Here is a 15734-nt window from a genome sequence, read left to right on the forward strand (position 1 = left end):
AATTCATCTCATGATTGAGAAACTTTTTCTTGATTCACTTTTTCCTGATTCCAATAAAATCAATAAGAATAATTGTTCAGTGCCTTGCTTTCAACTGTCCTGTTTTTATTTTCAACTGTCCTGTTTTTAAAAGAACCCTTTGAGTCAGTATTTCGCTTGAAGATGCTCAAAAATCGATAACCTAGCTCTACCAGTCATCCCATGCAAATCGATAATTCTCAAAATCTGTCTTCCTTTGCAATCATTACGCCAAGCTATGATCAAGATTTCCAACGCTGTCAACTTCTCTGCAAAAGTATATCGCGATTTGTTCAACCACCTTTCAAGCATTACATTGTTGTAGAAAAGCGCGATCTAAAACTGTTTTCACAACTCAAAAATCAACATACAGAAATTATTGTTGTTCAAGATTTGCTCCCTTTTTGGCTTTTTAGGTTACCCAAAATCCGAAAAACCTGGTTCAGCCTAAAAGGAGTTCCAGTGCGTAGCTGGATTATGCAGCAAATTTCCAAAATTGCACTTTCTAGAGTCATTGATGAAGAAATTTCAGTATTTTTGGACTCGGATGAAATGTTTATCCGAGACTTTGGCATTTCGAACCTGGTCAAAAATAACCAAGTTCGATTCTATGCTGAGCCAGAGGGCAATCCGATCGGAATGGATACGCCGCATCAACATTGGCATCAATCGGCCAGCCGGTTATTGGGTTTAACGGCAACACCCATGCCAGCTCCCGACTACATTGCTGATGTGATCACGTGGAAACGAGAAAATGTAACAGCGATGTGTCGTCACATTGAACGAATTTATCATCAATCATGGTTCGAGGCAGTTTCAAAAACCTGGCATTTTTCTGAATACACACTCTATGGAACCTATATTGACCGGGTGCTTCAAGACCGAAGCGGTCATTACTGGGATCCAACCAAAATTCTCAATTCCTATTACGATCCCAATGTGATGACCGAAGAAGAGTTGCGCAACTTTGTTAACTCAACTCGACCTGAGCATGTTGCCATCATGATTTCTGCTAAGGCTAAAATAGCAGTTGATCGATACGCGAGCTTGTTAGAGCTTGAATAGACTGGTTGCTAGGGGTGTGCATGTGTAGTCGATCGCTCTTCATGATGGATGGAGGGTAACTGTTGAGCGAGTCGAAGAAGCCAGCATACGATCAAAAACCCTCGGGCTACTTTCAATGATCCGGTTCCTGGCCACAAATCTTGGTAAAGGATGAAAATTTGGCCAGGTTTGTGGGGGCCCGCTGCCCAAGGAGTTGGCCAATAGTGATGTTCTTGATCCTGAGACCGCCAAAACTGGCTGACTATTTGGGGCATCCCCCTTGTTCTGTTTTTGATCAATATAGACGGGCAATAGTTCCATGAATGTTGCATTGATCGGCTGTGGATTTGTTGCTGATTATTATGTGCGAACCCTCGAAAATCATCCTTCATTAAAAATTCTGGGCGTAATGGATCGAGATTCAGCACGCACAGAGCATTTTTCTCAATTTCATAAACTTCCTAAGTACCCCAGTTTGGAAGCGGTATTGGCAGATGAGCGCGTGCAAATTGTCATCAACCTAACCAATCCTCGCAGTCACTACGAAGTTTCCAAAGCAGCTTTGTTGGCGGGCAAACATGTTTACTCAGAAAAACCGCTGGGGATGACTTTTGAAGAGGCCAAAGAACTGGTTGAACTAGCGGAATCTAAGCAACTGGAAATTTCCGGTGCGCCTTGCAGCCTTTTGGGTGAAACGGCACAGACAATTTGGAAAGCTTTGCGCGAGCAAGCGGTTGGCCAAGTCAGCGTGGTTTATGCGGAAATGGACGATGGGTTTGTGCCTGCGATGGCTTACCAAACCTGGCTGAGTGAATCGGGAATACCTTGGCCCTACAAAGATGAATTTGAAGTGGGTTGCACGTTGGAACATGCGGGCTATTACTTAACTTGGTTACCTGCTTTCTTTGGGTCGGCTGTTAGCGTCACTGCCTTTGCGGATTGTACGATTCCCAATAAGGGTGTTGATCATCTAGATCCACCCAATACGCCGGATTTTTCAGTTGCCTGTATTAAGTTTGCCTCGGGGGTTGTGGCTCGCTTGACCTGTAGCATCGTGGCTTCCCACGATCACGAATTACGAATTTTTGGAGATCAGGGGGTGATGTATACGGAAGATTGTTGGTTTTATCGATCGCCCGTTTATATTAAACGTCGTCTACGAATTCGTCGCAAAACGATCGAGGGGCCGCTCGCGCAACGTTACCCATTGGTGGGGCCAGTCACCAAGCGGCAAAAGTATCGGGGCGCTCAACAAATGGATTTTGCGCGGGGAATTGCCGACTTAGCCGAGGCAATTGAAAATAAGCGATCGCCCAGGTTGTCAGGACGCTATTCATTGCATGTGAATGAAATGGTCTTGGCCATTCACTACGCAACAGCTCAAGGATGTACCTATCAAATGCGAACCAATTGTCCGGTGGTGGAACCGTTGCCTTGGGCGCTTTGATCGTGAGGCTCTGATTCAACGAGTCATCATCACAAAATGAGGGATCACGGGCGGTTTAGGGGCGATTGGTGAGTGCGACTGATTGAGTGTGGCTAATTGAAGGTGATCAATTAAATTTTCATGAAAGTTTCCATCTGTGTTGCCACCTATAAACGACAAGATTTACTGCATCAACTGATCTTGAGCTTGCAGGCACTCAAGTTTGAGCAAATTGCAACTCCTGAAATTGAAATCATTGTGGTTGACAATGATGCAAATGGGTCGGCGCGTGAAACCTTGTCCACTTGGCAAGAAAGCTCCCGCTGGCCAATTCGCTACGATGTTGAAATGCGATCGGGTGTGACCTATGCCAGAAATCGCACCATTCAAAATGCGGCTGAAGATAGTGACTTTATTGCCATCATTGATGATGATGAACAAGCTTGCCCCTCTTGGCTAGAAGCGCTTTTGACTGCGCAAGCGCAATTTCAAGCAGATATTGTGGGCGGGCCAATCTTGCCCGTGTTTCAATCCAATCAAGTGCCTAACTGGATTCATCAGGGACAATTCTTTGCGCCTCCCGCCTATAAAACAGGTCAGAACTTGCATGTGGCTTTCACGAACAATGTGTTGCTCCCTGCGCCGTATCTGAAGCAAATGCCCTGTGTTTTTGATGAGCGATTTGCGGTGGGAGGTGGAGAAGATACGCACCTATTTATGCGGCTCCATCAAGCGGGCTTAAAAATTGTTTGGTCAGCAGAGGCGATCGCCTATGAATCGATTCCGGCCAGTCGAACCACGTTTCAATGGTTGTTACGGCGTAACTATTGGGGTTGGAGCATTTACAGCTTGGTTGAAAAAGAACTCTACCCACAGCCCAAGATATTTCTAGTTCGGCTCTGCAAAGGGCTTGCGTTAATGATTTTGGGAATTCTGGCGCTAATTCCTGGATTGCTGCGAGGAAAGCATCATTTATATCGAGCTTGTATCCGAACGGCGCAGGGAGCGGGCACAATTATGGGATTACTGGGACGCAGAACCACTTGGGTTTAGCGATCATCTAAGTTCAGCTTAATAAAGTTCAGTGAGGGATTGTTGATGCTGCTAAAACCTGGGAGCTAACTCAGGATTTCAATCAAAGCTTAATATGTAAATCCCTCAATGTAGATATCCTCAAAGTTGAATGCATGATTGATAAATATTGATAAGCTTAGGTGAACGAAGTCCGATGAATAAAAAATTTCTGAGGTTCCAGTGTCTTGGGAATTTGCAAAGCGTGCTGAAACACCAGCCCAAAATCTGTTGAAAATTGGAGAGGTGCGATCGCGCAGTGGTTGCTCCATTCAAACGATTCGCTACTACGAAAGTTTGGGACTGATCCAAGCGATCGATCGAACGGCTGGCGGGTTTCGGTTGTTTGCACCGTCCACGCTCGATCGCCTGGCCTTTGTGAAGCAGGCCCAATCTTTGGGCATGAGTTTGCAAGACATCAGTGAGCTGCTGACGGTTTATGACAGTGGCAATGCTCCCTGCTCAACAGTGAAGCATAAGCTGCGAGACAAGTTGGCAGATCTAGATCGTCGCATTCAATCGCTTCAGCGGCTGCGAGATGAGTTGCAATCCCTGTTGGCGGTGGCGGATGACTTGGAACAATCCCCGGGCAATATTTGTCCGATTGTGGAGCGAGCAAGTCAGCTTCATCAGGCGATGGAGGGTGCTGCTTTGGAGGCGGATACTGCGGCTACTCAGGGTTCAACGATCGCCCAGTCATCAATCGCCCAGTCAACCCCGCCGCCGTCTGCTGCTGCCGGTTGCTGTGCGAATCGATCGCCAAACCCTGGCACTGAACCTTGAAGCCGATCGCGCCCTCTAAAATCTTCAGAATTGCCCGTTGCAAGCTGCCGCCAGAATGGCGCAAAAGTCATGCCCAGTCTTACTCGTGTTGCTAACCGTGCTGCTATTGGTTGGGCCGTTGGTTTAGGGCTGGGGTTGGGGTTGCCGGTGGCAATTGCGCCCGAGGCGATCGCCCGGGAAGGGCCGCCCAAGGCCGATCCGGTGCAGGTGTCCGTGTCGCCAGCCGTGGAAACTTCGGCTTCGGAGGCTGCGGCGGCAGCCGTCACCAGCGGCAGCGATGCACTGTCCGATCAACCCTTGGGGGATCCGGTGGCTGTGGAACTGGAGCCAACCCGAATCTTTCGGCGGACGGGCTGCTTTGGCGATCAACCCATGGCCACCGATCAGGAAATTCGCCAACAGGGCCTGACTCCGCCTAGCCTCTGGCTCACGCGGGATTTGCTGGGGGGCAAAATTGTCGATCGCTGGACGATTCATCGAGGCGATGAGCAGTTACCGCCTTGGGTGGAAGTGACGTTTAATTTGCAACCTTGGAATAATTTGGAATACCCACGCCAATATGCCTACCTGAATGAATTTGGGCGGGTGGCAAGGGAATATGGCTTTAATGTGCGAGTTTGCAATGGCTCGGGCGATGCATTGGCAGCCCAATTTTGTGATTGGTCACAAATGCGAGCGGGGGTCACTTGTCCGATTTATCTGCCGGGGGGATTTTCGGCGCGGGCACGATCGCGACTGTTTTAGCGGGGTCGGTGGGTTTGGAATCAAGGCCGCCCAGGCCAATGCGCGATCGCCACTCGTCTCGCAGTTGGTGCAGGACGGTTCCCGGCTCCACAAAATCCAGCAAGTCCTTGGCGAGGGTGTCGGGGCCGTCATCTCCCCAAGTGCAGCCCGCTTCGAGAGAGCTGCGGGTGGTTTTGGCGATCGCTAAGCTACCAAAGGCCGCCGCCGCCGCCTGCACCAGGGCCGCTCCCAGGTAGCCGCTGAAGCCGTCGCTGCCCGCTTGGAGCGATCGCCCGTCATTCCCGCCCAAAAAACCGCCCCCCACTTCTCCAAGCAACATGGCTCCCAAGCTGACTAAGCCCGTTTTCCAAAACGACTGCCAAGCCGATCGCACCAGGGGCAAGCCATAGAGCCGCGACAGCGATCGCACCAAAAACCAATCCACCAACACCGCCGCGATCGCATCCAACAGCACAAAGGGACTGAGGGCCACGATTACGGCCTTCACTTGAATGAATCGCCAAGTTTGGGCCTCCGCATCGTCGCGCAGGTGGGTGAGGGTTTTTTGGGCGATGGTTTGCTGGGCAGTGCGGGCCTGCATCAGGGCATTCAGGGCCAGCAGGGCTTCTCCTTCCCGATCGATGGTGGCCAAAATGGCCGATCGCAAGGCCTCAATCTCCGGTGGGGGCGACTCCCAACCATAGGTCACCCGGCCATCGGGCCATTCTTCCCGCACTTGAATCGGGGCCGGTTCCGCCGCCGCCAGCACAATTTCATCCACGGGCAAGAACGGATCCCAGCGACGTTCAGCAGGATTGTTGGGCCGGTGGGTGGGTGGGGGCTGACCGGCCGCTTCCAACTGCATGAGCGATCGCAGCCGCTCCACAATCGCCGGCCGCTCCGTTTCGGGAAACAAATCAATTTTGTTGAAGACCAAAATCAAGGGCTTATGGGCCTGGCGCAAGGTTCGCAAGGCCGCATATTCCACCTGGGTTAAGTCGCCAGCGGTGATGAATAGGATCAAGTCCGATCGCTCGGCCACTTCCCGCGAGAGTTCGGCGCGGCTTTCTCCGTCGATTTCATCCAGCCCCGGTGTGTCAATGAATTCCACCTCGATCGGGCGATCGCGCCCGGGAGGATGCCACCGCACCGATCGGGGCAAGCGCGTCAGGCCATTCAGGGGCCCCGTTTCCAGCAGGTGTTCCCCCAATAGGGCATTCAAAACGGCGGATTTGCCCCGGCTAACCAAGCCAAAGGCCGCAATCCGCACCACGAATCGATCGAGCTTGTCGAGGGCCCCCGCCAACCGATCCAAATCCGGCTGAATCAGGGCATTCCACCGTTGTGAATCGCGAGTACCCAACTGCTCGATCGCCCGTCGCAAGCTCGATCGGACGCGCTCAAATTGTTCCGACTGGGGCGCGTTCAAGGCTGTGAACTCATCCAAATCAAACTAGTCGCCCCCATTGTAGAAGCGAGGCGATCGTCTCGTTGCATTGGCTCCCGAAAATCTAGCTAGCAGGCGAAGATCGGGGCATTCCTGCCATAAGCACCACGGCCATAGGGCAACTCCTTAGGAAATAGGAGTTTAAGGAATTTAAGGAATCGGAGTTTTTAGAAAGTCATGGGATTGGAACGATTCAGCAGCGAATTAGCTAACACAACTAATTCAACTGGGAAACGAACGGGAGCAATAGGGTCGTGAAGTAATACACCAGGGGAGCCGTGAAAATGTAGCTGTCGGCGCGATCAAGAATGCCGCCATGGCCCGGAATCAAATTCCCGGAATCTTTGACCCCCGCGTCTCGCTTCATCAGGGACTCAATCAAATCCCCCAGCAGACTGGAAACACCCACCAGCAGCCCCAACAAAGGCCCCGTGATGAACCACAGGGGCCAATGGCAATAGGCCGCACCCAGAGTTCCCACCAGTGCGCTGCCCAGCGTGCCGGCCAAAGAGCCTTCTACGGTTTTCTTGGGGCTGATGTCCGAGAGGCGGGTTTTGCCCACCCATTTGCCCATGATGTAGGCCCCAATATCGGCCGCCCAAATGCAGCAAAAGGCCAAAATCGTCACCATCAAGGCTTCGGGCCAGGCAGCCGGGTTCCAAGATTCGGGCCAGAACCCATTCAGCGGCAACCGGGCCACGGCTCCATCGTCCAAGGCCAGCCCCGCCCCGACCCGCAGCCGCACCCAATAGCTGGGCAAATAGCCACAGTAAAACAGGCCCATCACCGAGCTGGACAGATCGGCGATCGAGGCCATCTTGGGCATAAACAGCAAATAGAAACAAACCAGGGTGCTGGCGATCGGGACGATCGCATCGGCCACGGACGGCATCCAGGCCGAGGCGGCCACAATTGCCAAACAAGCAATGGTGACGGTTTTCACGGCGGGAACTGCCCCTTTGGCCTGCACCAGGGCGAAATATTCACCCAAACCCAGGTAGACCAACAGGCCAAACCCCGCCGTGAAATACCAGCCACCCAACACCAGCATGGTGAGGGCGATCGAGATTCCCACCACGGCACTGAAAATCCGCCGCCAGGGCCACCCTGCTAATCGATCGCCCCAACTGCGGCCGGCATTGCCCTGGGCCGCTTTTGGCAAAGCAGACTTGATTGCAGCGGAACTTGATTCACTCAAAGACATGGGACGCAACCAGCACGAGGACAGCAAGGGCGAGCGCAGCGACCAAGAACTGCGACACAGGGTTAAGGAAACGGGGAACCGAGGTTAAGTTGGCCTTAATTAAGGATAAGGCAGTGCGCCTCGGTGTTGTGTGCCGTAGCCAACTAGGGCGATCGCTCTAAAGCCGTCCCTATTTCAGGTTTAGGCTGGGTGCTGGGCCTAATTGCGGCTGGCATGGCCATAGTCAATGCGGGCCCCGGCCCAAAGCAATTTCTCGCGCAGGGTACGGTAGTAGGAATAGTTTTCCCGCAGGATCACAAACTTGGCCACGCAGTCTGCCATTCGCACATCAATCCGCTGGCCGGGCCAAAGGGAAGCCCCAAAAACACCATCCGTCCAAACTTTGGTGGCCAGCTCGTAATCCCCCAAGGGCCAAATGCTGACCACACAGCGGGGAGGCAACACGATCGGGCGGCTAGACAAACTGAGGGGGCAAATGGGGGTAACGGTGATGGCATCCAGGCCAGAATGGAGAATGGGCCCGTTGGCGGAAACGGTATAGCAGGTGGAACCGGTGGGAGTGGCCACAATTAGCCCGTCGCCGTGGTAGCGATCGACGATTTCGCCATCAATTTCCACTTCCAGCATGGTGGTCATCAGGCGATCGTTGGAAATGGGCTTCACGCAAATTTCGTTCAGGGCCAGGAAGGTTTCCCCCACCGGTTCCGTCCCCTTGTAGCTGCCATCTTCCATCGCGGCGAGGGTTTTCCCTTCAAAAACCTGCCCTTGCAACATCATCCGTTGTTGAACGGCGAAGCGATCGCTCTGGAGCCGTTCCCACACCGCTTGGGAGTTTTCAAACAGCTCAAAGGGTTCCGTTAAAAACCCCAAGTGCCCTCCCACGTTCACGGCCAAAATGGGCACTTGTTCCGGGGCCAGGTGCCGAGCAGCGGCCAACACCGTGCCATCCCCCCCCAAGACAATCGCCAGATCGATCGGCTGGGTGACCGAGGCCAAAAACACCGGGTAGGGATTGTCCTTGGGGCCGCTGGGTCCCACGAGCGATCGCGTGCCTAGGGCATCCAGTTCCCGTGAGCAACGCTCTGCCCAGCCTTGGCTGCGAGAGTCTCCGGCTTTATAGATGATGATGACTTGTTTCAGATTCATGGCAAAGGGGGAATGATTCGGTGCAGGTCAGGGCGATCGGCCAAGAGAACGCAGAACAAGACGAGAACTTGGCCCTTGCACCATGTCTCTCTTGCACCATTTCTTTTTGTAGCGTTTCTGGCCAATGCAGAATGCTCGAATCGCACCACCATGCCACCGCAATTCAACCGTTGCGATCGGTCCTCATGATTTGGCTGCTTGATAGTTTGGGATTCGCTGATCTAGCTGGCTTGCCGATCTAGTTTGGCCGATCTAGTTTGGTTGGCCGATCCAGTGGGTTTGCTGATTCGGCGGCTGGATGCAACCATTCCCGAGCGGGATTAAGCCTGCTGAATCCACACCGACACCGATCCCCCGGCACAGCGGAACTCACCCCAGCCCCACTCGTTGGTGTAAACCAGCTCCTTCACATGATCCGTTAGGTCATAGAACGTGGCGTTTGATCGCCCCGTTTCCATCCAAAGGCTGCTGGGGCCGCCGTTGCTCAACACCACCGCCATGCTCAGGGGATGAGTGGCATCGCCTAACCGAGTCCAGCCGATCGTGTTGCTGCCGGAGAAGTAGTCATACTGCGGCCCCCAACCAAAGCGCCGACGGGCATACAGAAACTTATCCAACAGCCAATTGTGTTTGGACAGCGAAACGGTGTGTTGATGGCCATCCCGTCCCCGATCGGTATATTCCGCACCGTAATAGTCCCCGTAGAACACACAGGGATAGCCCTCCCGCCGCAGCAAAATGATCGCGTAGGCAAGGGGTTTAAACCAAGCTTCCACAGGCGATTCCAGGGCTTGCAGGGGTTGGCTGTCGTGGTTGTCCACAAAGGTGACGGCCAAGGTGGGCTGCTGTTGCATCAGGGTGTGATCGAGAATGGTGCGCAGGTCATAGGCGCTGCCCGATCGACTGGCCTGGTGGAAGTTGTAGTGCAACGGCACGTCAAACAGCGACATCCGCCCCTCCGTGGCCGCCAAATACCGATGCAGGGCCTCCACGTCGTTTTCCCAATATTCCCCCACCGCAAACAGCTTTCGATGGGGACAGTGACGGCGCACCGCATCGAGCCACTCATTGAAAAAGCTCGATCGAATGTACTTCACCGCATCCAGCCGAAAGCCATCCGTGCCCAGGGTGTCTTGGATCCATTTGCCCCAATGCACTAGTTCTTGGCGCACTTCCGGGTGATTCGTATCCAAATCGCAAGCCATCAAAAAGTCATAGTGGCTATAGCGATGGCTCACTTCCGACTCGAAAATTTTGGGACTGAGGCGATAAACGGCGTGATCGTCCGGATCGTCGGCATTGTGGTTCACCGAATCAAAACAGCGGGCATCCCACTTCATGGCCGAGTAGCGATCGCCCCGACCGAGAAAGGTGAACTTCGACCAAATGCTAATTTCCCGGGCTTCCCCCAGTTCCCAATTGCGGTTATCACTGGCAACGGGCGTGGCCCACACCGTTTCCGTGGCATCGCCCCCATTTTTGTGATTAAACGCCGTGTCCAAATAAACCTGCAAACCCGCTGCCCGCGAGGCTTTCACGGCCGCGATCAGCTCTTCCTTTGTGCCATATTTGGTGCGAATGGTGCCTTTTTGGTCAAACTCGCCTAAATCAAACAGGTCATAGGTGCCGTAGCCCACATCAGAGCTGCTGGTGCCCTTATAAACCGGCGGTAACCAAAGGGCCGTGATGCCTTTTGCGGCCAACTCCCGAGCTTGATCCTGCACCTGACCCCAAAGGGAGCCATCGGCGGGGCAGTACCACTCGAAGTACTGCATGATGACACCGTTTGTTTCTACCATGACCGTTTTCTCCGCTTCCTGGGCTGGCCCTTATCCATGACTGTAGGCCGATCGCCCAGAACTCAGCCCGGTAGTTTGCACAAACTTAAACTCTTTCAGAAAGGGGGCTATTGAACGGATTGGTCGCGATGGCGTTGAGGGGGATGGTGGTGGGTTGGGTGTCGGCAAGCGGTTACGAGAAAGTGCCAGCAACCTAGCTGACGGCAGCCACAGCCTGGGAGAGGGCCGGGCTGGGAATGTCTTGATGAATCGGGATTTCGATGTGAAATGCCGTGCCACGCCCCACCTGCGAATCAAACCAGAGCCGGCCTCGATGGGTTTGATGAATGACTTGGTGACTGATTGAAAGCCCCAAACCTGTACCTTTGCCCACGGGTTTTGAAGTCACAAAGGAATTGAAAACCTGCCCCTGCAAATGGTCAGGAATGCCACTGCCGTTATCGGCGATCGTGATCCGAATCAGCCGTCCTTCACAGAGGCGCGTTTGAATCCGAATAATGCCAGGATTTTCCCGAATTTCATCAAAAGTCCAACCGGATTGAGATTCCTCGATCGCGTCGATCGCATTGCTCAAAAGGTTCATGAATACCTGATTCAGAGGCCCTAAGCAGCATTCCACCAAGGGCAAATCCGCATATTCTCGCAATACTTGAATTTCTGGCCGCTCGCTGGAAGCCTTAATGCGATGGTTCAAGATAATTAAGGTGCTGTCAAGGCCCTCATGGATATTGGTGACCTGAAAATCGTTGTCATTAGCTCGCGAGAAGGATCGGAGCGATCGCACGATATCTCGTACACGCTCGGATCCCAACCGCATCGATCGCACCATTTGGGTCAAATCATCTAACAGAAAATCAGGATCAACTTCCTCCAACACCTCTTGCAACTCTTCTGGCACTTCAGGAAAGTAATGTTGATAGCTGCGAATAATGCGGCCCAAATCCTGAACATAATGGCCCAGGTGTTCCACATTGCCGGAAATAAAGCTAATGGGATTATTAATTTCGTGGGCTACCCCTGCCAACATTTGCCCAACCGCCGCCATTTTTTCGCTTTGAATCACCTGAAGTTGGGTATCTTTCAGTTGATTCAGGGTGTTTTGCAAAGAGCTAAGCGAGGTTTCCAATTGCCGATACATGGATTGGAAAGCATCTTGCAAAATATCAATCTCATCGAGTCCCAGGGTGGGATCGATCGAAGCAGCAGGCTTGGTTGCTAAGGCTGCGGTGGGGTCGATCGCCCCCACCTTGTCCGCTCCTGCGCCGGGAAAGGGCGGCGCGGCGCTGGCTAAGGTAGCCATCGGGGCGATCAATTCGGGCGATCGCGCCGACTCCGGCCCCTTGGGATTACTGGGGATGCCACCTGCCGGGGGCGATGTTTCCTCTTCATTGGTAATTCCGCTGGAAAGCAGCGCCATTTGGCTGCTGTGAACCAGTTCCCGGCAGCCATCAATCATCGGCTTCAAGCGCTGATTCAACCGGTGTACGAAAAACCAAATGCTGCCCAGCAGCACCAAACTAGCCACCAAGCTGGTTCCCAAGGCCGTTTGGAAAATGGGGGCAAACAGTCGGCGGCGCGGCACTACTGCCACCATCATCCAGTCCGTTCCCGCGATCGGGCGATAGGCCAAAAACTCAGCGGGAGTTGTCCGAAAACCCAACCGAGATTGGCGAATTTTGGGCCAAATTCGTTCCAAGGAGGGAATTTTCTGGTAGCTCGATAGGCCCGTGGCCCGCTGCGGATCCGGTGGATAGGCCAGCAGTTCCCCCTCATAACTCAGCAGCACGAAATAGCCGTCCTGTCCCAGCACCGGCCGCGCCAGACGTTCACTGAGATTGGTGATGTCAATATCAACTACCGTGGATCCCACCTTGTGGCGATCGCGACTGCGCACCGGACTCAGCAGCGTCACCAGCACCTGTTGATTCCAGCGGTAGGGCTTGAGCCACCGTGGCTCTGCCGCACTTGCCTCCTTGGGAGACACCAGGCGAGCTTCCGAAGGGGTCAGCCGCTCCGTCAGGGATTCGGCGCGATCGAGTTGGGCCAAGCGATCGGGGGTTGAAGGCGTGGCTGTGGGCGATGGAGTGGAAGGGGGAATGCCATCGCGGATCAACACATAGGGCGGAGCCAGCCGCTTATGGATCATGCTTGGCTCCGAAAAAGCGGTTTTCGGTTCCGACACCGTGGATCGGGGGCTAGTGGGCGTGGGCTGCGATCGCCCCAGTTCCGAAACCCGGTTTACCAACCGCTGCGGCACGACCGAATAATACGGATCGAACTGCTCCCGGCTCTTCAGTAGGGCAAACGGTTCCTGTTGCAACCCCAAGCCCGCCACCAGAGGCGGCCGGTTTTTCAAAAATTCCAAAATAATCTGTTCACAGCTTTGGGCGATCGCCGCCTCATCCTGGCCCAGTCGGCTGACCTCATAGACAGCAACCCCGAACCCATCCGCAAATTCTTCCACCTGCTTCAGATCGCTTTCGAGGCCTTGCACCTCAATCCTCAGGGTTTTTTGAATCTCATCAACCGTCTGATCCTTCAGCAGGTTGTAAGTAATCCCGGTCATGATGCCCAGCGTTGACAAAATGCCCAGCATCGTCCACAAGAGCATCTGAGCACCAATGGAAGAAAGCCTCGTGGCCTTCAGAATCAGTAGCAGTTCAAAGACGCGATGTCTCATGTGGTCAAGAGGGGGTGAAGACGCGATGCTGATTGGTCAATGGCATGACCATCACTGCAAAACTAGGTAATCTCGGGGTGCGATGGCATTACAATGCCTCGGCTCTCTCGACAACTACATATTTCCTATATCTCAATCGAACTTTGCAGATTCGGGAAACTTCAGAACTTTCTGACCCATTTCATCCTAATGACCTCATCCCAATGACGGACTTTTGATGAAATTTCGGCTAAATTTATCCCAAAAAATGCATCTTTGGCGACAATTAGCGACAAAACAGACCATTGGCAACTGAATAATAAACCCAATGATTTAGGTTTTTTCTCGATTGCCATTGTGAAGGGTGACGCAATGATGGTCAGGACAGAAATTGCCTAATGCTAATTCGCTAGGCCTTTCTGCAAATCGACTAAAACCAAAAAGAATTATTGAGAAATGACTGCGTTTTTGAATCATTTCTTAAATTAATCATTTTTGAAATTAGTCTTTTTTGAAATTATTGGTTCACTCTGAATTTACTCCTAAATTTACTCCTCATCAAACTTCCTCAAGATTGACAAATTGATCCCAAGGACTGGTGCAATTGACTGTTGCCTGAAAACCACCAAGTTAGGGCATTAGCTAAACGGTCTGGAATGCACCCATGGGGAGTAGAAAGGCCAATTTGATTTATCCAAAATTCCCCTTAGCTTAGGAGATCACCTGGCCTGATCTTGTATTCAAGACTACCGTATTCCGATGATGATGCTTGGGATTCGCGCCCCAGGTTTCACAAGGTCTTGCGCAAAGGATGCCTGAAAAGCCAGAGTTGGCAGCGAGAAAACGGACTACCTTTGCTGAGTCAACTTCGCTGATTCAACATTGACGATTGGTTTTTGAAGTCCCGATCGACCGCCCGATCGACCGCCCCAACATTTCCCCCTGAACGCCCTCGGGAATCCTAAGGGGATGGGCGAAACAGCCAAATCGGCGACCTTGTGGGTGGCATCGATCGACGAAGACAAGGGACTTAAGCCCCTTGCCCTAATGGCTACTAGCCCCTTGGCAAGTGCCCCAAGTTACTGCTCAGGCATCCTCTTAGAGCATCCTATTGAGCCGGTGGTGCAGCATCGGGAGGATTAAATCGATAACCAACTCCGCGCACCGTTTGGATAATTTGGGTTTTCGCGCCTGCACTTTCCATCTTTTTGCGAATTTGACCAATGTGGACATCAACAACCCGCTGGTCGCCCACATAGTCGTAATCCCAAACTCTTTGCAAAAGTTCTTGGCGATTCCAGACCCGTCCTGGATGATTGGCCAAAAAATGCAAAATATTGAACTCTAAGGCCGTTAGGGTAATTAATTGATCATCAAGGGTGACTTCGTGGCGTTCCGGATCGATGATTAAGCTGCCAAAATTAAGGGAAGGTTGCGGTAAATCACGCGGAGAATTGCCCCGCCCCCGCTTGAGAATGGCACTAACGCGCACCCCTAATTCCATCAAGCTAAAGGGTTTTGTCAGGTAATCATCTGCCCCTTGGCGAAACCCTTTAATTTTATCGGCTTCATCGGAACGACTGGTGAGCATCAAAACGTAGACACCCGTTTTGGCTTGCATTTCCCGACACAGTTCGTACCCCGTTGCATCCGGTAGATTGACATCCAAAATCACCAGATCGGGTTGAAACTTTTCAAAGAGCGCTAAGGCCGTCTTCCCGTCAGGAGCCGACTCCATTTGATATTGCTGCTTGCTTAAGAAGCGATGGATCAACTTTCGGATCGCTGGATCGTCATCCACAACCAGCAGCTTTGGAGGCGTGTCAGTCATCGCTTTGAAGCCAAGATAATCGGCAGAGAAATATTATGGGGCCATTGGGGGTGCGACGGTCATCGCGGGGTGGAGATTTGGGTAGCTGTGATGAACCCAAATAAATAGGGGCTGCTCAATTGTGCCCCTTTCACTCAATCAGGTGCAAATCGTTGTCCAACGATCCAACTAAAATTTGTCCAAATTTGTCCAAATAGGATGATTGTCCAAATCATTTGCGGGGCTGATTGGGGTTGCACGCCAGTTTATTGACCCTTTCTACGGGGATCAGGGATCAACCGGATGTGACCAAACGCATTTCTAGCTTATTTGGGCGCTTGATTGCTTGTGGGGGAGTGTTTAGGAAAGTTTTGGACAGTGGGCTGCATGTTATTGCGCGTATTCTATCAAACCGGCACTATTTCACTAACGGTTGTGGCGATTCGCTTTTGACCAACGGATGATTGGCAGATGATTGGCAATTGACGGGCCATCATCCCAAACCCTTGGGAGCTGACTGGCGCAAGGTTTTGGCCCAAGGATCCGACTGGTCTGGCGCAGTGGGTCGATTCTTATAGATCCGGATAGATCCGGACAGATCCCG

The 15734-nt window shown here is 52.6% G+C and carries 11 protein-coding genes; 5 read left to right on the plus strand and 6 right to left on the minus strand.

Annotated features, from left to right (window positions below):
* The first annotated feature begins 201 nt into the window (after positions 1–201).
* The 5 genes from H6F46_RS01880 (at position 202) to H6F46_RS01900 (ending at position 5086) form a co-directional block, all read left to right on the plus strand.
* Positions 202–1083, plus strand: coding sequence for a DUF6492 family protein (locus H6F46_RS01880; RefSeq protein ID WP_190355915.1), 882 nt, complete (start codon positions 202–204; stop codon positions 1081–1083).
* Between the two features lie 298 nt (positions 1084–1381).
* Positions 1382–2509: a Gfo/Idh/MocA family protein gene (locus H6F46_RS01885; protein WP_190355916.1), complete on the plus strand. Its 1128-nt coding sequence runs from the start codon at positions 1382–1384 to the stop codon at positions 2507–2509.
* A 120-nt stretch (positions 2510–2629) separates the two neighbouring features.
* On the plus strand, positions 2630–3541 hold the full coding sequence (locus H6F46_RS01890) for a glycosyltransferase family 2 protein (RefSeq protein WP_099533774.1): 912 nt from the start codon (positions 2630–2632) through the stop codon (positions 3539–3541).
* Positions 3542–3742: 201 nt separating this feature from the next.
* The gene (locus tag H6F46_RS01895) at positions 3743–4342 is read left to right on the plus strand and encodes a MerR family DNA-binding protein (RefSeq protein ID WP_190355917.1); all 600 of its coding nucleotides are present in this window, start codon (positions 3743–3745) and stop codon (positions 4340–4342) included.
* Positions 4343–4411: 69 nt separating this feature from the next.
* Positions 4412–5086 (plus strand): hypothetical protein, encoded by a 675-nt coding sequence (locus tag H6F46_RS01900; protein WP_190355918.1) that lies wholly within the window; start codon positions 4412–4414, stop codon positions 5084–5086.
* Here the strand turns inward: H6F46_RS01900 and H6F46_RS01905 are convergent.
* The 6 genes from H6F46_RS01905 to H6F46_RS01930 all read right to left on the minus strand — a co-directional run bounded on the left by H6F46_RS01905 (position 5025) and on the right by H6F46_RS01930 (position 15151).
* Positions 5025–6494 carry a DUF697 domain-containing protein gene (locus H6F46_RS01905; protein WP_190355919.1) on the minus strand — a complete coding sequence of 490 codons (1470 nt, stop codon included), beginning with the start codon at positions 6492–6494 and terminating at the stop codon, positions 5025–5027. The two genes, H6F46_RS01900 and H6F46_RS01905, sit on opposite strands and share 62 nt — an antisense overlap.
* 235 nt (positions 6495–6729) lie before the next feature.
* The gene (locus tag H6F46_RS01910; RefSeq protein ID WP_190355920.1) at positions 6730–7716 is read right to left on the minus strand and encodes a phosphatidate cytidylyltransferase; all 987 of its coding nucleotides are present in this window, start codon (positions 7714–7716) and stop codon (positions 6730–6732) included.
* Positions 7717–7914: 198 nt separating this feature from the next.
* Positions 7915–8862 (minus strand): NAD(+) kinase, encoded by a 948-nt coding sequence (locus tag H6F46_RS01915; RefSeq protein ID WP_190355921.1) that lies wholly within the window; start codon positions 8860–8862, stop codon positions 7915–7917.
* 320 nt (positions 8863–9182) lie between these two features.
* Positions 9183–10661, minus strand: a complete 1479-nt coding sequence (locus H6F46_RS01920; protein ID WP_190355922.1) for an alpha-amylase — start codon at positions 10659–10661, stop codon at positions 9183–9185.
* A 193-nt stretch (positions 10662–10854) separates the two neighbouring features.
* Positions 10855–13341 carry an ATP-binding protein gene (locus H6F46_RS01925; RefSeq protein WP_190355923.1) on the minus strand — a complete coding sequence of 829 codons (2487 nt, stop codon included), beginning with the start codon at positions 13339–13341 and terminating at the stop codon, positions 10855–10857.
* A 1087-nt stretch (positions 13342–14428) separates the two neighbouring features.
* The gene (locus tag H6F46_RS01930) at positions 14429–15151 is read right to left on the minus strand and encodes a response regulator transcription factor (RefSeq protein ID WP_190355924.1); all 723 of its coding nucleotides are present in this window, start codon (positions 15149–15151) and stop codon (positions 14429–14431) included.
* Positions 15152–15734 lie beyond the last annotated feature (583 nt).

It is taken from the genome of Limnothrix sp. FACHB-1083 (assembly GCF_014696485.1).
GTDB lineage: Bacteria > Cyanobacteriota > Cyanobacteriia > CACIAM-69d > CACIAM-69d > CACIAM-69d.